Here is a 19,413-nt window from a genome sequence, read left to right as displayed (position 1 = left end):
AATGAGTGAGTTGTTCTCGGTCGCCGGAAAGACGGCACTGGTCACGGGCGGCACCCAGGGCATCGGCCGGATGATCGCGGAGGGTTTCGTCGCCGCCGGTGTGCGGGTCTACCTGACCGCGCGGACGAAGTCCGACTGCGAGGACGTGGCCCAGGAGCTCTCGGCCGGCGGTGGGACGTGCGTGGCGATCCCCGCCGACCTCTCCGACGAGTCCGAGTGCGTCCGGCTGGCGCGGGAGATCGGCGAACGCGAGTCCCAGCTGCACATCCTGGTGAACAACGCGGGTACCGCCTGGACCGCGCCGGTGGAGCAGTTTCCCGCCGATGCCTGGGACAGCGTGCTCGACCTGGGCCTGAAGGCACCGCTGTTCCTGGTGCGGGAGCTGGCCGGGCTGCTGCGGGCGGCGGGCACCGCCGAGGACCCGGCACGCATCGTCAACATCGGCAGCGCCGACGCCCAGCGGGTGCCGGAGATGCCGACCTACTCGGCCGCCGCGGCCAAGGCGGCGATCCACCACATCACCCGGATGCTGGCCCACGACTTCGCGCCGACGGTGACCGCGAACGTGATCGCGCCGGGCAGCTTCCCGTCGCGGATGATGGCCGGTGTGCTGGAGGCGATGGGTGAGGAGATCGCCGCGGTGACGCCGTTGCAGCGCATCGGTCGACCGGACGACATCGTCGGCACCGCCATCTACCTGTGCAGCCGCGCCGGGTCGTACGTGACCGGTGCGGTGGTCACGGTCGACGGCGGGCTCTCCACCGCCCGGACCGGCTTCGTACCGGGCCGGTTCCTCACCGAGGAGCAGTGACGTCGCGGGGTGACGCGCCCCGACGCGCGAGGGCCGGGTGTCCGATCGGACACCCGGCCCTCGCGCCGCGTTCAGTCCTTGGGCTTCGGCGGTACGTGCAGGCCGAAGGCGAGTCCCTGGTTGTCCCGGCACTCCGCGAACGCGCCCCACTCCTCGGTGGCCGGACGCATCGGCTCCACCTCGCCGCCGAGTTCCTGCACCCGCTTGATGGCGGCGTCGATGTCGTCCACCCGGAAGTAGAGGTAGTGCTGCGGCGGCCCGGGGTCGCGGTGGAAGCCGCCCGGCACCGCCGCCTCCCCGGTGTCGATCGACCCACCGTGTTCCTGCGCCTGCACCTTCCAGCCGAACAACTCGGCGTAGAAGCTGCTGGCCACCGCGACGTCCGGCACCCCGAACTCGAAGTACGACAGCTGTCCTGACACGACCGGCCTCCTCGGTCCAACGATCCGGTGCGCCACCCGACCGACCGTCCGGGCGGGGGGCTATCTAACGCAACAAACTACACTAGGATTCGACGCAACATACTCCGCTGACCGTCGCCATCGGATGGCGCACCGAGCCGGAAGAGGTGTCACCACGTGCCCGTCACCGCCGCTCCGACCGAACTGATCCCGGACACCGCCGCCCTGATCGGCGCCACCCGCACGGCCACCACCACCGGCGGCGTGCACGAGCACGTGTACGCCGCCGACGGACGCGTCACCGCGGCCGTGCCGCTGGGCGGCGCCGCCGAGATGGACGCGGCGGTCCGTGCCGCGGGTACCGCCCTCGACGGCTGGCGGGCCACCCCCGGCAACGTACGCCGGGACCTGCTGCTCGCCCTGGCCGAACTGGTCGAGCGGCACGCCACCGAGCTGAGCGGGTTGCAGACGCTGGAGAACGGCTGCCCCCGACAGTTCGCGTCGGTGATGCCCCGGGTCGCCGTGGACCACCTGCGATACAACGCCGGATGGGCGGACAAGGTCGGCGGGGAGGTCGTCCCGACGTGGCCGGTCCGCGCCGTCGACTACACCCTGGACGAGCCGTACGGCGTGGTGGCCCTGATCATCCCCTGGAACGGCCCGCTGGTGTCGGTCGCGCAGATGCTCGGACCGGCGCTCGCGGCCGGCAACACGATCGTGCTCAAGCCCTCCGAGCTGGCGCCGTTCACCGCGTTGCGCATCGGTGAGCTGGCCCTGGAGGCGGGTTTCCCGCCCGGCGTGATCAACGTGGTGCCCGGCGGGGCGTCCGGCGGCGAGGCGCTCGTCCGGCACCCGGGCGTGGACAAGGTGCACTTCACCGGCGGCGGGGCCACCGCCCGGCGGATCCTCGCCACCGCCGCCGAGCGGCTCCTGCCGGTGGGCCTGGAGCTGGGCGGCAAGTCGGCCCACGTCATCTTCGCCGACGCCGACGTACGGATGGCGGCCCGGCTGGCGATGAGCGGCGTCGTCGCGCTCAGCGGCCAGGGCTGCGCCAACGGCACCCGGGTGCTGGTGCACTCGTCCGTCTACGACGAGGTGCTGCGGACCGTCGCCGCCCGGCTGGCCCGGGTGCCGCTCGGTGACCCCGCCCAGGAGCGCACCATGATGGGTCCGGTCGTCAGCGAGCAGGCGTGCCACCGCATCCTGGGCGTGGTGGACCGGGCCCGGGACAAGGGACACGGGCGGCTGGTCACCGGCGGCGAACGGCTCGGCGGCGACCTCGGCGACGGGTACTTCATCGCGCCGACGGTGTTCGGGGAGGTCGACCCGGACAGCGAGCTGGCGCAGGAGGAGATCTTCGGGCCGGTGCTGGCGTTCACCTCCTTCGACACCGAGGAGGAGGTGATCCGGCTGGCCAACGGCACCCGCTACGGCCTCGGGGCGTACCTGCACACCACCGACCTGCGCACGGCGCACCGGGTGAGCCGCGCGGTGGCGGCGGGCAGCGTCTGGGTCAACGGGGTGCCCGGCGTGCTGCCGTCGGCCCCGTTCGGCGGGGTGCGGCAGAGCGGCTGGGGCCGGATCGGCGGCGAGGCCGGCGTCCGAGAGTTCCTGCGACCCAAGAACGTCTGGATCGCCGCCTGAGGCTGTCCCGGCCGCCGGCGGGGAGACGCGCCCGACCGGCGGCCGGCCCACCGGCCACCCCGGCTACAGCCGCCAGGACCGGGTCGCCTCCTGCTCGGCCCACATCCGCGCGTACCGGCCGTCGCGGGCCAGGAGTTCGTCGTGGCCTCCCACCTCGACGACCTCGCCGGCGTCGAGGACGACTATCCGGTCGGCGTGCCGCACCGTGCCCAGCCGGTGCGCCACCACCAGCACGGTACGGTCCCGGATCAGGCCGGACAGGGCCTGCTGCACGTGTCGCTCGTTGGTCGCGTCCATCGCCGCCGTCGGCTCGTCCAGCAGCACGATCGGGGCGTCCTTGAGGATGGCGCGGGCCAGCGACAGCCGCTGCCGCTCACCACCGGAGAGGGTGGCGCCGCCCTCGCCGACCAGGGTGTCCGCGCCCTGCGGCAGCCGGGCTACGATCTCGTCCACCCGGGCCTGCGCGGCGGCGCGGTCCACCTCGTCGTCGTCGGCCTCCGGCCGACCGAACCGGATGTTGTCCCGGACGGACTCGCTGAACAGGTAGCTGTCCTGGAAGACCACGGTCACCGCGTCGAAGAGGGTGCGGCTGTCCAACTCCCGGATGTCGACCCCACCGATCCGGATCGTCCCGGAGTCCGGCGCGAAGAACTGGGCCAGCAGGTGCAGGCAGGTCGTCTTGCCGGCGCCACTGCTGCCGACCAGCGCGGTCACCGTGCCGGCGGTGGCCCCGAAGCTGACCGACCGCAGCGCCGGGCGGGACGCCCCCGGATAGGTGTAGGAGACGCGGTCGAACTCGACATCGTGGCCCTGCGGCGCCGGTCCGGCGCGTACCTCCGCCGGCACCGGCTCGGCCAGCAGCGCGCCGAGCCGGTCCACGGCCGCCTCGCCGACCCGCAGGCTCTCGGTCTGCTCACCCATCGCCCGCAGCGGACCGTAGATCCGCAGCGACAGCACCGCGAACACCAGGAAGGTTGCCGGTGCCAGGTCACCGCCGATCAGCAGGAAGGCCCCGGCCAGGAGCACCACCGGCAGCCCCAGCTCGATCACGGTCAGGAAGAGCACCAGCGGGACGACCAGCTTGTTGACCAGCCCGATGCTCGCCTCCCGGTGCCGCACCAGGGCCTGCGCGAGGCGCCCGGCGCGCTCACCCGTGGCGCCGTGCGCGCGGGCCACCGCGATGCCCGAGACATACTCCTGGAAACGGGCGGCGGCCTGGCCGCTGGCCTGGGCGCGTTCCGCCGCGAGCCGGGCGAAGGTCCGCTGCGACCAGGCGTAGACCAGCATCGCCAGCGGGATGGTGGCCAGCGCGGCCAGGCCCATCCGCCAGTCCTCGAACAGCAGGCCCACCGCGATCACCAGCGGCAGCAGGGCCGCACCGATGATGGTGGGTACGGCGCCGAAGACCACCGGCTCCAGTTCGCTGAGGTGATGTGTGACCAGCGCGGTGAGGTCACCGGTCTGCCGCTTGGTGTGGTACCCGAGCGGCAGCCGCCGCAGGTGTTCCAGCGCCCGCAGTCGCAACTCGCCGAGGAGCTCGAAGGAGGCCACCCAGCTCTGCCTCTGCGCGAGCAGGTCGAAACCGAACTGGCCGACAGTCGCGGCCACCACGATGGCGCTCCACCAGAGCACCTCGCGTTGGCTGATCGGCGGTCCGCCGAGATTGGCCTCGCGGAGTCGTTGCAGGACCACGACGAGCAGCCAGATCGGCACCGCGATGCAGACCGCCGCCGCCATCCGGGCGACGATCCCCCACAGTTGCTGGCGACGCAGCCGGGGGTCGGACAGCTCCCACAGCCGGCGGATCAGCGCCACGGTGCGACCGGCGACCGTGCCGACCGGCGGGGCCTCCTGCTGGCCGGCAGGGGGTGAGGTCAGGGTGCTCATCCGCGCGCTCCGCTCCGCTCGTCGCTGGCGCCGAGACTCCATCGGGCGCTGGTGGTGGCGTCGGCCCAGAGCCGCGCGTACGTGCCGTCGGCGGTCACCAGGTCGTCGTGGCGGCCGGTCTCGACCACCTGGCCGTCGGTCAGCACCACGATCCGGTCGGCGTCGCGGATGGTGCTGAGCCGGTGCGCGATGACCAGCAGCGTGCGCCCGGTCGCCAGGTTCGCCACCGCCTGCTGGATGGCGATCTCGTTCTCCGGGTCGGTGGAGGCGGTCGCCTCGTCCAGCACCACCACCGGCGCGTCCTTGAGCAGGGCGCGGGCGATCGAGATGCGTTGCCGCTCGCCGCCGGAGAGGGTGGCGCCACGCTCACCGACCACCGTGTCGTAGCCCTGGGGCAGGGCGAGGATGAAGTCGTGGCAGCGCGCCGCGCGGGCGGCCCGGTGCACGGTCTCGTCGTCCAGGTCGGGTCGGCCCAGGGTCAGGTTGGCCCGGACCGTGTCGTGGAACAGGAACGGGTCCTGGAACACCACCGCGACCGTGTCCATGAGCTGGTCGACGGCCATGTCCCGGACGTCGACACCGCCCACCCGCACGCTGCCGGCGTCCACGTCGAAGAACCGGGAGACCAGCCGGGCGACGGTGCTCTTGCCCGAGCCGCTCGGGCCGACGACGGCGGTGACCCGGCCCGCCTCGGCGTGGATGCTCACCCCGTCGAGGGCGCGCCGGTCGGGGGTGTAGCCGAACGAGACGTCGGCCAGCTCGACCGAGGCCGGGCCGAGCGGCGCCCGGCGGGCGGTGTCCGGCAGCGCCGGGCTGTCCAGCAGGGCGGCGATCTCGTCGGCGCCGAACCGCACCTGGCGCAACTGCGAGCTGTAGCCGGTGAGTTTGGTCAGCGGCCCGGTGTAGCCGAGGGCGAGCAGCAGGAACAGCAGCAGGGTGGGCACGTCGACCGCGCCGTCGCGGTAGAGCCAGAGCCCCACCGGTACGACGACGGCCACGTTGGCCGCCATGATCGTGAAGTACGCGGCCCCGCCGGGCAGGAAGGCCAGCCCCCAGCGGGTCTCCGAGTCGACGTACCGGCGGACCGCGTCGGTGGCCCGGGCCACGGTGTCGGTCTGCCGGTTGAACACCTTGACGGCCTTGATGCCGTGCAGGAACTCGGTGACCGCCTGGTTCATGGCCATCCCGGCGCCGTGCCACTGCGCCACCCACGCGCCCGAGCCCCGGGTGGCGTGCCGCATCGCCAGCATGGCCAGCGGGACGACCGCCACCGCCGCCACCGCCAGCCGCCAGTCGATGACGAAGAGCCAGACGGTGGTGGCCGCGACCACGGTGAGGGCGGCGACCGCGTCGGGCAGCATGTGCGCGACGAAGACCTCGATGCGTTCGACGTCCTCCATGGCGAGTTTGCCGACCCCGCCGCTGCCGCGCCGGGTCACCTCGCCGAGCGGCAGCACCGAGACGCGTTCGGCGATACGCTGACGCAGCCGGTACAGCAACCAGTAGGCGCACACGTGGCTGATCGCCAGGGCCCCGCCCATCAGCGCGGTGCCGGCCGCGATGGCGACCAGCGCGACGACGGCGTACCGGATCAGGGAGCCGCCGTCGGGTGCCGCCTCGGTGACCAGTTCGACCGCGACCCGGTAGGCCATCAGGTAGGGCACGAGCTGGCACGCCACCGCCACGACGGCGAGCAGCACGGCCGAGGCGAGTCGTCCCCGTTGCGCCCGCACCAGTGATCGGAGCAGTTCGCGGCCGCCACCACCGGCGTCCGTGTCGGTACCGGCGGCCATCGCCCACCCCGTCTCGTCGGCGGTCGTCGGTCCCTTGAGGACCTCCACAGCGGAGTAATGGTAGTCGTTATCGGATTCGTCAGGCAGGCACCCCGCGCGCAAATATCGCCGACGGTGGGTCAACCGACCGCTCAGGGTGATCGACACCTGTCCGAACGGATCACCTCGGACACCGTTTCGGCCGCCCGGCAAAGGTTCTCCCGCGCCGATTGAACCGATACACCGCCGCCGCCCGTACGTCTGGGGCGAAGGGAGTGGCCCATGAAGCGCATGACCCCGTTGCTCACCCTCCTCTCGGGGGCGGTGACGGCCGCCGTGCTGTTCACGATGAGTGCGCAGGCATCCCCGCCGGGAACCCAGCCCGCCGCCGGGAACGGACCACCGGCCGCCGCGCCGGCACCGTCGACCGGGACCGAGGACGACGTCGCGGACGACGTGGACGACCCCGCCGAGCAGGAGGTGGACCCGGACGCCCCGGACGGCGCACGGCCCGGCGTGACCTCGCCACCGGCCGACCGGGATCCGTCGTCGGCCGGCACCGAGGTCAACTCGGTGGAGCAGAACTGGATCGGCGAGCTGGAGAACGGCGCCACCATCGCGATCACCGTCAAGAACGGCAAGGCGGAGGCGTACGTCTGCGACGGTCGGGAGATGGAGGTGTGGCTGTCCGGCACGGTCCGCGATGGCAAGATCGAGCTGACCGGCAAGGACGCCAAGCTGACCGGCGTGATCCGGGGCGACGTGGCCAGCGGTGAGATGATCGTCGGCGTACGCCGGTGGAAGTTCACCGCACGGCCCGAGGAGAAGACCGACGACAGCCCGGTGGTCAAGTCCGGCTCGGGCACCGCCCCGGCGATCTACCGGGCGACCGACGATATCCGCGCGGCCGGCATCGACGGCGGCTGGATCATGCTGCCGGACGGTACCCAGATCGGCATCGTCACCTGGAACGGCAAGCCCATCCCGGCGCCGCCGCTGGACCCGGCCTTCTTCACCACCAAGGTCGACGGAGTCACCATCACCGCCGCGCCGGTCGTCCCCGGGGCGCGGTGATGTCGCAGCACCGCCACAGCAGCGTCCGGACCGTGCCCCGCCGCCCCCGGGAGCCGTCGATGGAGGTGATGCGCGACCTCGACGACCCGCCGCCGAACACACCGGGGCCGCGTCCCTCGCTGGTGGTCCCGCTCCTGGTCGGGGCGGGGGTCGCGGTGGCGTTGGGCGTCTACGGCCGCACCCACACCCCGACCGGCATCGCGGTCAACGTGGCGGGGTTCTCCTCGCCGCTGACGGTGAAGGTGTGGCTGGGCACCGGCGCGGCGTTCTTCGCCGTGATCCAACTGCTCTCGGCACTGTCCATGTGGGGCCGGCTCGGCGGGTTCTCCCCGTCCTGGGCCGGCGCCGCGCACCGCTGGTCGGGACGGATCGCCTTCCTGCTCACCGTCCCGGTCGGGGTGCACTGCCTGTACGCGCTCGGCTTCGCCGACTTCGACACCCGGGTGCTGATGCACTCCCTGCTGGGCTGCTTCTTCTTCGGCGCGTTCGCCACGAAGATGCTGACCCTGCCCAAGCGCGGGCTCGCCGGCTGGGTGCTGCCCGTGGTCGGCGGGGTGGTGTTCGTCGCCCTGATCGGTGTCTTCCTGACCTCGTCGGTCTGGTACTTCACCACGTTCGGTTTCCAGCTCTGACCGAAAGGCACCTCGGATGAACCACGAGCAGGCCGGCTGCTGCCGGTCGCGACGGGCCATGCTGGCCGGGACCGGCGCGGTGGGCGTGGCCACGCTGACCGGCTGCGCGACGTACGGTCAGCCGACGTCGGCGCCCCCGCCACCTCCGCCGCCCGCCGCGAACCCCAGCGCCGACCCGTCCTCGTCGGGCGCACCGGACGCCGGTGGCGGGCCGTCGGCGCTGGCCACCCTGGCCGACATCCCGGTCGGTGGTGGACAGATCTACGCCGACGCCGGGGTGGTCATCACCCAGCCGACGGCGGGAACCATCAAGGCGTACTCGGCGACCTGCACCCACCAGGGCTGCACGGTCACCGCGGTGACCAACGGCACCATCGTCTGCGCCTGCCACAACAGTGTGTTCGACATCGCCGACGGTTCGGTGCGCAGCGGGCCGGCAGGGTCCCCGCTGCCCGCCGCGAACGTCTCCGTCGACGGCGACGCCATCCGGCTGGCCTGACACACCAGGACGCGGCCCACTCCAGGCCCGGGCCGCGCGGGGCCGTCCGGGGTGGCGTCGCGACACCGGACGGCCCCTGCCCCACCCGGGGGCGGGTGGGGCAGGGGTCCCCGGCGGCAAGGCGGACTCAGACCGCCAGTGCCTGCCGGACGGTACGCTCCACGGTGCTGGCGCCGTCGCCGGCCGAGGTGACCCGCCCCGACTCCAGCACGTGGTAGCGGTCGACCACCCGCCGCAGCGTGGACTTACCGGCACCGTTGTGCCCGAGCACCGCCGCGACCCCGTCGTCGCGCCCGCGTGAGGGTGGTCATAACGGGTGAACGCCGTGTCGGGCTCGACGTGCCAGCCGGTTCGACGCTGACCAGCTTCGACGAGTTGTCCGGCAAGCGGGTGATGGTCGTGCAGGGCACCGTCCAGGACGACCACGCCACCGGGCGCAGCCTCGACCCGGCTGCCCGAGATGATCACCGTCGGGTTGCCGAACACGCTGATCCTCGCGGTCACCGCCGCCCTGCTCGGCTCGGCCATGGGCATCGTGCTGGCCGTCGCGGGCATCTCGCGTACCCGCTGGTTGCGGTGGCCGGCCCGGGTCTACACCGACGTGTTCCGCGGCCTGCCGGCAGCGGCGACGATCCTGCTGATCGGGGTCGGTCTGGCGCCGCTGGGCATGCAGGTGTGGGGGCCGAGCACCCGCGTCTGCGCCGGTTCCTGTCCCAGGTGCTCTGAGGCGAACGCAAGCACCAGGATCGTGTCCAGCGCTTCGTTGACGACGGCGTCAATCGCATCCTCACCCGTCTCCTCGACACGGAAATGATCTCCATGGCGCTACCCATCTCGTGTGGACCGCCACCGACGACACGTCGACCATCTGGGAGATGAGGGATTCCCACGTCCGTACCGCTCATGGGCAATGATCTGCTTCTATCTCTTCCCGTTGCCGGAAGCTGCGCGTACCGTGAGGTACACGATGTACCCCAGGTAGTGAGGTGTGGTTCGTGACCACTGAACAGCAGCTCAAGCCGGGCCAGCGTGTCGAGCGGCTACGTCGTGCCGTCGGACTCTCCCGCGAACGCCTCGCCAACTTGAGCGGACTATCAGCGACCACCGTGAAGTTCATCGAGAACGGCCGCCGATCGCTGACCCTTCGTGCCGCGCAGCAGATGGCACCACACCTCGGGGTTCGGGATCTCGGTGACCTCTTCGGACCGTCCGTGGCGCTGTCTCTCGGCGGTCGGGCTAGCCATCCCGCAGTAGACGAGGTCCGCCGTGCGTTGACCGCCTGGCACCTTGCCCTCGACGGCGAACCGGAGAGCACCGACTATCTCCGAGGCGCGGTCGATTCCGCATGGCAGACCTGGCACACATCTCGACACCAGCGCACGGCGGCAGGGGAAATCCTGCCTGGCCTGCTGCTTGCCACCCAACGGGCGGCGCGGTTGCATTCCGGTGATGATCGACGCACAAGCCTCGCCCTACTCGCGCAGGCTTACCATCTCGCTCAGGCGTATCTGGCGTGGCATGGCGACCGTGAGCTGGTCTGGTTGACCGTTGATCGCGGAATGAACGCCGCCCTGGACGCGGACGACCCACTGGCTATCGCACAGGCGACCTGGTATGCCGCACACCTGCTACGCGCGGTCGGTCGCGGAGACGAAGCGTTGGAGCGACTTCGGGAGGCACGCAGCCTTATCGAACCACGCATAGCGGACGGCGGCCCCGAATGGGCGGAGATACTCGCTGATCTGCACCTCTGCGCGGCCCTGACGCGTTCTCGGACCGGTGACCAAGGCGCGTGGTCGGATTGGGACACCGCTCGGTCGATCGTCGACCGGGCGCTGCCCGAAGGGTTCGTAGGCTTGCGGACCCGCGTGTCGCGGCCCTTGGTCAACGTGTACGCAGTCATGTGCGCAGTAGACCTCGGTGATCCGGACGAGGCGCAGCGCCGCGCCCACGCCCTCGACCCGGCATCGATCCCCTCGACAGAGCGTCGGGGTCGGCATTACGTAGAACTGGCACGTTCGGCCGATCTGGAGGGCGCGAAGGAAGCGACCCTTCACTTGCTGGCGCGTGCCGAGGCGACGTCACCGGAGACGGTCCGTTACTCGCCTGCGGCGCAGGATCTGATCACCCGGCTGTCCCAAGAGTCGCCCGCCTCGATCCGCGCCGAGGCGGTTGACCTCGCCCGTCGAATGAATGCCACCGACCTTTAGGTACGCCACGTCACCGGGTACACCACGTACCCAGACTCGAACGCTCGATTCCTTAGCGTAGTCGAGCGGTGACAGGATGGCCTTGTCTGGACCTTTCCGCTGCCGCCTCTGGTGACGAAGGAGTCGGGAATGAGCGGCCAGAACGATGGCGGCACGCCGAGTAGGGGCGAGCAGATCCAGGCGAACGAACGGGAAGCGGCGAAGCGGCGGGTGCTCGCCCAGGCCGAGGCGGAGCGCGTACCGGTCGAGGAGACGACCCGGGCGGTACCGGATCGGCGGTGGCGGCGTGGGTGACGAGTTGTTGCCGATCGGTCGTCGGGTGGCTTACTGGCGAGGGCGGCGGCGCATGTCGCAGCAGGTGTTCGCCGACCGGATGGGCAAGTCGAAGAGTTGGGTCGACAAGGTCGAACGTGGTGCGCGGTCGCTGGACAAGGTGTCCACGATCGCGGAGATCGCCGCCGTGTTGCGAGTCGAGCAGTCGGTGCTGCTGGGCCGCCAGGTCCACACCGCTGCCGTCAACGAGCGGGCGGCGGGTGTGGAGCGGATCCGGGCGGCACTGTCCGCATACGACATCGTGGCAGGCCGGCGGGTGCCCGAGCGTGAGGTACCGGCGGCGGATCAACTGGCCGGTGGCGTGGCTTACGCCTGGAACACCTACCAGCATGCCCACTACCCCCAGTTGATCGACCTGCTGCCCGGGCTGATCAGCGGGGCGCAGCGCGGTTACGCCTGCGATCCGGGATCGGGGCGCGTACCGCTGGTGGAGGCGTACCGGGCCGGCTCGGCACTGCTGACGAAGCTCGGTGAGACCGAGCTTGCCTGGCTGGCCGCCGACCGGGCGATGGCGCTCGCCACCGGCGATGCGGTGCTGGTGGCGACGGCGGCGGTGCAGCTCGGGCCGGTGTTGCGCGCCACCGGGCAGGCGGGCGCTGCGGTGTCGACCATGCGGACCACCGCGTACCGGATCACCCCGCCGGACCTCGACGGCAGCCCGTCGGCGTACCTGTCCCTGTGCGGCACGCTGCTCGTGCAGGGCGCGTTGGCGGCGGCCGGCGACGGCCATGAGCGCGGCGCCGCCAACCTGCTCGATGAGGCCGCCGACCTGGCCGACCGGGTGGGCGACGGCCACGACTACCATCGCACCGCCTTCGGACCCACCGCCGTGGCCACAGCGCGCACTCTGGCGGCACTGGAGTTGGGCGATGCGGGTGAGGCGCTGGCCTGGCATCAGAGGGCCACCGTAGGCCTCGGCTGGCGGTGGCTGCCTGTCGAGCATCGCGCCGCACACCTGATCGACGCTGCTCGCGCGCACCTGCACGCTCACGATGCCACGAACGCCGCCCGGACCCTGCGGCAGGCACAGAGCATCGCACCCGCCGAGGTCCGGCACCGCCCCGCCGCCCGCGACCTGCTCGTCCAGGTGCTCCGGAGCCCGCACGCCCCGACGACGATCGTCCAGCTCGCTACCGCCCTTGGGGTTCCGGCGACATGACCGGGTGCGTGTAAGGAGGGGACCCCTGCTATGCACGAGGCGTTAGCAGGGGTCCCCTCCTTACACCTCAGGTCGGGGTGTCGCGCCGCCGGAACGCGCCCAGCCCGACCGCCAGCAGCACCGCGGCCACGGCGGTGAGCACCACCAGGGGCAGCACCGTGAGGTCGGCGGCGGGCACCGAGGGCACGTGGGTGAAGGGCGACAGGTTCAGCGCCGCCTGCGGCAACTCCAGCACCGCGCCCAACTGCCCGAGCAGCAGGAAGGCGATCAGCACCGTCCAGCTCAGCGCCACCGACCAGCGCGGCACCGCGCCGAACAGGGCGGTCACCACCCCGACGAGCACCAGCAGGGCGGGCAGCCGCAGCAGCGCCGCGCCGCCCAGTTCGATCGTCCAGCCGATCGCGTCACCGGCCGCCAGGCCGTACCCGAGGCCGGTGGTGAGTCCGGCCAGCAGCACCAGCCACACCGCGCCGAGCACGGCGCCGCACACCTGCGTGCCGAGCCACCGGGTCCGGCTCAACGCCGTGGCCAGCAGCGCCTCCAGGATGCCGTCGGACTCGTCATTGCGGGTCCGCAGCAGGGCCTGCACCACGTACGCGCCGATGGTCAGCGCGTACAGGCCGATGATCGCGGCCAGGTACGCGTCGACGAGTTCCGCCCCACCGCCGAGCTGGGCGATCACCTCGGCCGCCGCAGGGTTCTCGGCGATCATCGCGTCCACCTCGTGACCGGCCACCCCCATGGACAGGCCGAGCACCACCACCGCCACGGTCCAACCGGCCAGTGCGCCCCGCTGCAACCGCCAGGTCAGGCCGACCGGCCCGAGCAGCCCCGAGCCCGCGCGGGCCGGTCCACGCCGCGCGGCCAGCAGGCCGGCGCCGAGGTCCCGGCGCTCGGCCAGCAGGTAGGCCAGCGCGACTCCGGCCACCAGCAGGGCCAGCGGCAGCGCGAGGACCCACCATCGTTCGGTGCCGAAGGCGCGTACCTGGGTGCCCCAGCCGAGCGGCGAGAGCCAGGTCGGCCAGGCGCTGTCCAGCCGGGTGCCGTCGCCGCCACGCTCGCCGAGCACGTCACCGGCGGCGCGCAGCAGGAACGCGACGCCCACGGCGGCCGCGGCGAGCGCGTTTGCGCTCCGGGAGCTGACCGAGACCTGGGCGGTTACGGCCGCGACGCCGGTGAAGGCGACACCGACCCCGCCGATCGCGGCGGCGGCGGCCACCGAGCCGGCGACCGGGAGCCCGGTGCCGACGAAGACCAGGGCGAGCAGCGCGGCGGAGGCCAGGTTCGCGCCGACCACCACCAGCAGGGCGGCGGTCAGCAGGGCGTACCGGCCGACGACGGCGGCGCCGAGCAGTTCGGCGCGCCCGGTCTCCTCGTTCTGCCGGGTGTGCCGGACCACGGCGAAGGTGCTCAGCAGCGCGGCGAGCAGAGTGAGGGTGAGGTACGTCTCGGCGACCACCACCGCGCCGAGGTCGGCGCTCGCGATCGGGCCGTTGAAGGCGCGGGCGACCACGCTGGACAACGCGGTCTCGGCGTAGCCGAGGCGGGTCTGCTCGTCCGGGTAGAGGCTGGCGACGCTCTCGGCCAAGCCGTAGCCGATCAGGGGTGTGCCGAAGACCCAGATCGCCAGGCGGGTCCGGTCCCGACGCAGCGCGAGCCGGGCGAGCCGCCCGGTGCCGGTGAAGGCGCTCATCGAACACCTCCGGCGGTGCCCTGCCGCTCGGCGTCGCTGGTCTGCCGCTCGGCGTCGCCGCTGTCGCCGTAGTGCCGCAGGAACAGCTCCTCCAGCGTCGGCGGCGTGCTGGTCAGGGCGCGTACCTCGAACCGGACCAGGTGGCCGAGGAGGGCGTCCAGGTGCGCTGGCTCGATCTCCAGCTTGACCCGGCCGTCGACCGGCCGGACCTCGTGCACGCCGGGCAGTTCCTCCAACCCGGTCAGCGGCCGTGCGGTCTCGACGGTCACCGTGGTACGCGCCAGGTGGCGCAGCTCGGCGAGGCTGCCGGACTCCACGGTGCGCCCGTCCCGGATGATGCTGACGCGGTCGCAGAGCGCCTCCACCTCGGCGAGCACGTGGCTGGAGAGCAGCACGCTCGCGCCGGCCTGGGTGAGCGTGCGGACCTCCTCCTGGAAGACCGCCTCCATCAGCGGGTCCAGGCCGGACGTGGGTTCGTCCAGGACGTACAGCTCCACGGCGGAGGCGAAGGCGGCGACGATGGCGACCTTCTGTCGGTTGCCCTTGGAGTAGGTGCGGCACTTCTTCGTCGGGTCCAACTCGAAGCGTCGCAGCAGCTCGTCGCGGCGGCGTTCGTCGAGACCGCCGCGCAACGCGCCGAAGAGGTCGATCGCCTCCCCGCCGGTGAGGTTGGGCCAGAGGCTGACGTCACCGGGCACGTACGCCAGCCGCCGGTGCAGCGCGACCGCGTCCCGCCACGGGTCGCCGTCGAGGACGCGTGCCTGCCCGGAGTCGCGGCGCAGCAGGCCGAGCACGATCCGGATGGTGGTGGACTTGCCCGCGCCGTTGGGTCCCAGGAAACCGTGCACCTCCCCCGGTTCCACCGTCAGGTCGAGCCCGTCGAGGGCACGTACACCGCCGAAGGTCTTGACGAGGTTCTCGATCGAGATCACGGACATGGGTGCCTCCTGTCGCTCGGTGTGCCGACCACCCCACTGTACTGACCAGCGGTAAGTGGCTTCGCGCAGGTCCCCGTCCGGCGGTCAGGAGCCGCTAGGCTGAACGCCATGAGCTGGGAGGAAGTCGACGACACGCGCAGCCGGATCCTGCGTACAGCCCGGCAGATGTTCACCGAGCAGGGCTACCAACGCACCTCGCTACGCCAGATCGCCGAACGCCTGCGACTGACCAAGGCGGCGATCCTCTATCACTTCCCCAGCAAGGCGCACCTGCTCACCGACCTCGCCGAGCCGTTCGTGCGGGACCTGGAGAACGTGCTCGACCGTGCCGGGGCCCTGCCTGCGGGACAGGGCCGGTGGTCGCTCCTGGAGGGCTGGACGGACGTCATGCTCGCCCACCGGGACTCGCTGGGCATGCTCTACCACGATCTGGCACTGGTCGACCGGGGCACCAACTACCAGCGCCTGATGCGCATCGCCATGCGGGCCAACGAGATCGTGGCCGGGCCGAATCCGGGCGTACGGGAGCGGGTCCGGGCGGTGCAGGCGCTGGCCATGTGCGGCGACCCGGTGCTCTTCCTCACCGAGGTGCCCGAGCACGACCTGCGCGAGGACATGCTCGACGGCGTCCGCCGCCTGCTGGCGGACGGCCCGCCGGCCGAGCGGGCGACCGCCGCCGTCACCCGCACTGCCACCCGCACTGCCACCGGCACCACCGACGGTGCTGCCGACGATGGTGACGGCGGTGCTGCCGACGATGGTGACGCCGCAGGCACCGGCCCCGACAAGCCGTCCGTCCCGGCAGCCGTCGATCCGCGCCCACGCGGCGGCCGGCGGCGGCCGGGGCGGCCGCGTTCGATGAGTCCGGACCAGGTCTCGGCGGCCCGCCGGATGCACCTCGCCGGCACCCACTCAGCCAACGAGATCGCCGCCGAGTTCGGAGTCTCCCGGGCCACCGTCTACCGCCATCTCGAATCCAACCCCGATATTGAGACGATTTCGACCTAGTTACGAGACACTCCCCCACCCACCACCCACCCACCCACCCCAGGCCCCCACCACCACGCACCCCAGAGACCCGGGTTGATCAAGAGGTTTTGGCCGCCCACGGGCGCACGCACCGACCAGAACTTCTTGATCAACCGCTGCGGGGCGGGGGGTGGGGTGGGGGGGTGGGGGTGGGGGTGGGGGTGGGGGTCAGCGGAGTAGGCCTAGGTTTGGGTATGTGCGGGTGTGTGCGGGGAAGTCCTCGTCGGTGTACGGCGCGTGGATCCAGGTGCGCAGCGAGTTCGCGGCGGTGTCGATCTCCACCAGCCGGACCGGGTTGGTCCGGGGCGAGTGGAACGTCTGCAGGAACGAGTGGATGCGGTTGCCGTGCAGCCCGATGTCCACCCGGGACGCCGCGGTGCCGGTGTGTCCGGAGAAGACGAACCGGATGTTGGCGTACCGCCGGATCAGGTTGTCGAAGACGTACTGCGGGCTCGTCGATCCGAAGCCGGCACTCTGGCCGATGGTGGCGTCGCTCTCCAGGAAGTGGTGGGTCACCACGATCACGTTGTGCCGGGGGTGCGCCGCGACGACCCGCTGCGCCCAGGCGACCGCCGCCCGCCGGGGCCACAACTCCAGGGTCAGCACCAGCCACTGCACCCCACCGGCGCGGTAGGTGGCGTACACGTTGTCCACCTTGCCCGGCTCGAACCGCCCGCCGACCACCCCGAAGCGGTCGGCGGTGAAGTACCGGTTGAAGGTGGTGGTGTCCCGCAGCAAGGGCCCGGCCGGGCGGCGTTGCGCGCCGTCGGGGCCGAAGACCTGGGTGTCGTGGTTGCCGACCGCCAGCGTGTACGGCAGACCGGCCGCCTCCAGCGGGCGCAGGGCGGCGCTGGCGCGAGCGTACTGCACGTGGTCGGGGGTGTCGTAGTTGACCACGTCCCCGGAGTGGGTGACGAAGCGCAGGTCCAGGGCGGCGCGCTGGGCCACCAGCCAGTCGATGCGCTGCCGCATCCGGGTGTCGCCCGCGGTCAGCACCTCCTCCTGGGTGTCGGGCACCACCGCGAAGCCGAAGGTGGTGTCGACCGGACCGGCCGCCTGCGTCCGGGCGTACGCGACGTGCACGTTGCGGTCACACGTGGCGGTGTAGCGGTCGTTGACCAACTCGACGCGGACGGAGTGCCGCCCGTACGCCAACGGGGCGCCGACGAGGTAGCTGCCGTAGTCGGTGCCGCTGGTGACGGTCACCTCGCCGACGGGCTGGCCGCCCACGCTCACCCGGACGACCGGCCAGCCGTCGCACTCGTCGCCGATCGCGCCCACCACGAGTTGGCCGGAGCCCTGGAGGACGGTGGTGGCGTGGCTGCTGTTGCGCCACAGCGTGGCGTGGGTGCCCGACGGGGGCACGGGGGTGCCGGTCGCCGGGTTGATCGACCCGTTGACCACGGTGAACGGTGACGGTTCTGCCGCGTTCGCCGTGCCCGCCAGTACGCCCGCCGACAATACGACCACGATCGCCACGATCGCCCTGGTGATCCGCATGTTTGCCCCTCCCTGTCCCACACCGGCACCTGCCGGACATCGGGATGTTAAGGCAGACCGACCGGACATCCCGGGAACGCGACACCAACACGCGGTAATGACACATTCACGAAATGTCATCGAAACGCGCCCCCCACCGCCGCCCGGTCAGTCCATGTCGACCCAGTCGAGGGTGCGTCGTACCGCCTTCTGCCAACCGGCGTAGCCCGTCGCCCGCTGCTGTGGCGACCAGGTCGGCTGCCAGCGCCGGCTCTCGTTCCAGTTCTCCCGCAGCTCGTCGGTGTCGCGCCAGAAGCCGACCGCCAGGCCGGCGGCGTACGCGGCGCCGAGGGCGGTGGTCTCGGCGACCACCGGCCGGCTGACCGGCACCCCGAGGATGTCCGCCTGCAACTGCATGCACAGGTCGTTGACGGTGACACCGCCGTCGACCTTGAGGCTCTCCAGGGCCACGCCCGAGTCCTTGGCCATCGCCTCGGCCACGTCCCGGCTCTGGTAGCAGATGGCCTCCAGGGTGGCCCGCGCGACGTGGGCGTCGGTGTTGTAGCGGGACAGCCCGACGATGGCCCCCCGCGCGTCGGACCGCCAGTACGGGGCGAACAGTCCGGAGAAGGCGGGCACGAAGTACACCCCGCCGTTGTCGGAGACCTGGCGGGCCAGGTCCTCACTCTGCGCCGCGCTGTTGATGATCTTGAGCTGGTCGCGCAGCCACTGCACGGCCGAGCCGGTGACCGCGATCGACCCCTCCAACGCATAGACCGGGTCCGCTCCGGCGAACTGGTAGCACACGGTGGTGAGCAGGCCCGCCTTCGACCGGACCAGCTCCGTACCGGTGTTGAGCAGCATGAAGTTGCCCGTGCCGTAGGTGTTCTTCGCCTCGCCGGGCGCGAAGCAGACCTGCCCGACGGTGGCCGCCTGCTGGTCACCCAGGTCGCCGGTGATCCGGACCGGCCCGCCGAAGGGACCGTCGGGCCGGGTGCTGCCGTAGGCGTGCGGATCGGACGAGGGACGGATGGCCGGCAGCATGGCCCGGGGGATGTCGAAGAACGACAGCAGTTCGTCGTCCCAGTCCAGCGTCTCCAGGTCCATCAGCATGGTCCGGCTGGCGTTGGTGGGATCGGTCACGTGCACTCCGCCGTCGGTGCCGCCGGTGAGGTGCCAGAGCAGCCAGGTGTCGGTGTTGCCGAAGACCGCCTCGCCGCGACCGGCGGCGGCCCGCACACCGTCGACGTTCTCCAGGATCCACTGGATCTTGCCGGCGGAGAAGTAGGTCGCCGGAGGTAGGCCGGCCCGGCGGCGGATCACGTCGCCCCGGCCGTCGCGCGAAAGCGCCGCGGCGATCCGGTCGGTACGGGTGTCCTGCCAGACGATGGCGTTGTAGTACGGCTGGCCGGTGCGCGGGTTCCACACCACCGTCGTCTCCCGCTGGTTGGTGACGCCGAGCGCCGCGAGGTCGGCGGCGGCGAGGCCGTGCGTGTTCAGGGCGGTACGCACGACCGTCCGGGTCCGCTCCCAGATCTCCAGCGGGTTGTGCTCCACCCACCCGGCCCGGGGCAGGATCTGCTGATGTTCGAGCTGGTGACGGCCGATCTCGGTACCGCCGTGATCGAAGATCATGAAGCGGGTGCTGGTGGTGCCCTGGTCCACGGCGCCGACGAAGTCAGCCATGCGGGGGTCTCCTTCTCGTCGTGGTCGTCGGGCCGATCCTTCCCGATGTCCGCCCCGATGTCCGCAGCAGGACGACGTCGGCACGCGCCGCCGACAGCCCGGCCGGCGCCTCCGACGAGCTGCCGTCCGGGGTCGCGGTACGGTCTGGTTCCGTCCCGTCGCCCAC

Annotated in this window: 18 protein-coding genes; 10 read left to right on the top strand and 8 right to left on the bottom strand. The window is 71.8% G+C overall.

From position 1 onward, the window contains the following. Position 1: 1 nt before the first annotated feature. Positions 2 to 811 (top strand): SDR family oxidoreductase, encoded by an 810-nt coding sequence (locus ID554_RS27725; protein WP_117227809.1) that lies wholly within the window; start codon positions 2 to 4, stop codon positions 809 to 811. 71 nt (positions 812 to 882) lie between these two features. Here the strand turns inward: ID554_RS27725 and ID554_RS27720 are convergent, their stop codons facing one another. Beyond that, the gene (locus ID554_RS27720; protein ID WP_117227810.1) at positions 883 to 1,233 is read right to left on the bottom strand and encodes a VOC family protein; all 351 of its coding nucleotides are present in this window, start codon (positions 1,231 to 1,233) and stop codon (positions 883 to 885) included. A 156-nt stretch (positions 1,234 to 1,389) separates the two neighbouring features. Here ID554_RS27720 and ID554_RS27715 point away from each other — a divergent pair, with 156 nt between their 5' ends. Continuing rightward, the gene (locus ID554_RS27715) at positions 1,390 to 2,856 is read left to right on the top strand and encodes an aldehyde dehydrogenase family protein (protein ID WP_117227811.1); all 1,467 of its coding nucleotides are present in this window, start codon (positions 1,390 to 1,392) and stop codon (positions 2,854 to 2,856) included. Between the two features lie 63 nt (positions 2,857 to 2,919). On the opposite strand, the gene ID554_RS27710 is transcribed toward ID554_RS27715, so the two are convergent. Together ID554_RS27710 and ID554_RS27705 are read right to left on the bottom strand one after the other, a co-directional pair. Then, entirely contained in the window at positions 2,920 to 4,743 is a 1,824-nt protein-coding gene (locus tag ID554_RS27710; protein ID WP_223884295.1) for an ABC transporter ATP-binding protein, read from the bottom strand. After that, the gene (locus ID554_RS27705; protein ID WP_223884294.1) at positions 4,740 to 6,584 is read right to left on the bottom strand and encodes an ABC transporter ATP-binding protein; all 1,845 of its coding nucleotides are present in this window, start codon (positions 6,582 to 6,584) and stop codon (positions 4,740 to 4,742) included. Before ID554_RS27705 ends, ID554_RS27710 begins: the two co-directional genes overlap by 4 nt. Positions 6,585 to 6,797: 213 nt before the next feature. Here ID554_RS27705 and ID554_RS27700 point away from each other — a divergent pair, with 213 nt between their 5' ends. From ID554_RS27700 to ID554_RS27690, 3 genes are read left to right on the top strand one after another with little or no spacing between them, the layout of a single operon-like run. Next, entirely contained in the window at positions 6,798 to 7,589 is a 792-nt protein-coding gene (locus tag ID554_RS27700; RefSeq protein ID WP_117227813.1) for a hypothetical protein, read from the top strand. Positions 7,590 to 7,648: 59 nt separating this feature from the next. Further along, positions 7,649 to 8,221, top strand: a complete 573-nt coding sequence (locus ID554_RS27695) for a DUF6529 family protein (RefSeq protein ID WP_191088937.1) — start codon at positions 7,649 to 7,651, stop codon at positions 8,219 to 8,221. Positions 8,222 to 8,237: 16 nt separating this feature from the next. Next, positions 8,238 to 8,720 (top strand): Rieske (2Fe-2S) protein, encoded by a 483-nt coding sequence (locus ID554_RS27690; RefSeq protein ID WP_117227815.1) that lies wholly within the window; start codon positions 8,238 to 8,240, stop codon positions 8,718 to 8,720. Between the two features lie 127 nt (positions 8,721 to 8,847). Here ID554_RS27690 and ID554_RS27685 read toward each other — a convergent pair whose 3' ends face one another. Next, positions 8,848 to 8,991 carry an ATP-binding cassette domain-containing protein gene (locus tag ID554_RS27685; protein ID WP_117227816.1) on the bottom strand — a complete coding sequence of 48 codons (144 nt, stop codon included), beginning with the start codon at positions 8,989 to 8,991 and terminating at the stop codon, positions 8,848 to 8,850. 189 nt (positions 8,992 to 9,180) lie between these two features. Between ID554_RS27685 and ID554_RS32120 the strand changes: the two genes are divergently transcribed. The 4 genes from ID554_RS32120 (at position 9,181) to ID554_RS27670 (ending at position 12,422) form a co-directional block, all read left to right on the top strand. Next, positions 9,181 to 9,534, top strand: coding sequence for an ABC transporter permease subunit (locus tag ID554_RS32120; RefSeq protein WP_223884293.1), 354 nt, complete (start codon positions 9,181 to 9,183; stop codon positions 9,532 to 9,534). A 181-nt stretch (positions 9,535 to 9,715) separates the two neighbouring features. Continuing rightward, positions 9,716 to 10,930, top strand: a complete 1,215-nt coding sequence (locus tag ID554_RS27675) for a helix-turn-helix domain-containing protein (protein ID WP_117227890.1) — start codon at positions 9,716 to 9,718, stop codon at positions 10,928 to 10,930. A gap of 129 nt (positions 10,931 to 11,059) precedes the next feature. Beyond that, a complete protein-coding gene (locus ID554_RS32115; RefSeq protein WP_223884292.1) occupies positions 11,060 to 11,224 on the top strand; it encodes a hypothetical protein in 165 nt (54 codons plus the stop codon). After that, a complete protein-coding gene (locus tag ID554_RS27670) occupies positions 11,217 to 12,422 on the top strand; it encodes a helix-turn-helix domain-containing protein (protein WP_223884291.1) in 1,206 nt (401 codons plus the stop codon). Before ID554_RS32115 ends, ID554_RS27670 begins: the two co-directional genes overlap by 8 nt. Before the next feature lie 67 nt (positions 12,423 to 12,489). Here ID554_RS27670 and ID554_RS27665 read toward each other — a convergent pair whose 3' ends face one another. Beyond that, positions 12,490 to 14,115, bottom strand: coding sequence for an ABC transporter permease (locus tag ID554_RS27665; RefSeq protein WP_117227818.1), 1,626 nt, complete (start codon positions 14,113 to 14,115; stop codon positions 12,490 to 12,492). Further along, complete coding sequence (locus ID554_RS27660) at positions 14,112 to 15,053, bottom strand: ABC transporter ATP-binding protein (RefSeq protein ID WP_223884290.1); 942 nt, start codon at positions 15,051 to 15,053, stop codon at positions 14,112 to 14,114. The genes ID554_RS27665 and ID554_RS27660 overlap by 4 nt, the downstream gene beginning before the upstream one ends. Positions 15,054 to 15,161: 108 nt before the next feature. Here ID554_RS27660 and ID554_RS27655 point away from each other — a divergent pair, with 108 nt between their 5' ends. Beyond that, entirely contained in the window at positions 15,162 to 16,061 is a 900-nt protein-coding gene (locus ID554_RS27655) for a TetR family transcriptional regulator (protein WP_117227819.1), read from the top strand. Positions 16,062 to 16,250: 189 nt separating this feature from the next. Here the strand turns inward: ID554_RS27655 and ID554_RS27650 are convergent, their stop codons facing one another. Both ID554_RS27650 and glpK read right to left on the bottom strand, forming a co-directional pair. Then, a complete protein-coding gene (locus ID554_RS27650; protein WP_117227820.1) occupies positions 16,251 to 17,582 on the bottom strand; it encodes a carbohydrate-binding domain-containing protein in 1,332 nt (443 codons plus the stop codon). 147 nt (positions 17,583 to 17,729) lie between these two features. Continuing rightward, the gene (gene glpK, locus ID554_RS27645; protein ID WP_117227821.1) at positions 17,730 to 19,247 is read right to left on the bottom strand and encodes a glycerol kinase GlpK; all 1,518 of its coding nucleotides are present in this window, start codon (positions 19,245 to 19,247) and stop codon (positions 17,730 to 17,732) included. Positions 19,248 to 19,413 lie beyond the last annotated feature (166 nt).

It is taken from the genome of Micromonospora craniellae, assembly GCF_014764405.1.
In the GTDB taxonomy this organism is placed as follows: domain Bacteria; phylum Actinomycetota; class Actinomycetes; order Mycobacteriales; family Micromonosporaceae; genus Micromonospora; species Micromonospora craniellae.
This window is presented reverse-complemented; position numbering and strand designations above follow the sequence as displayed.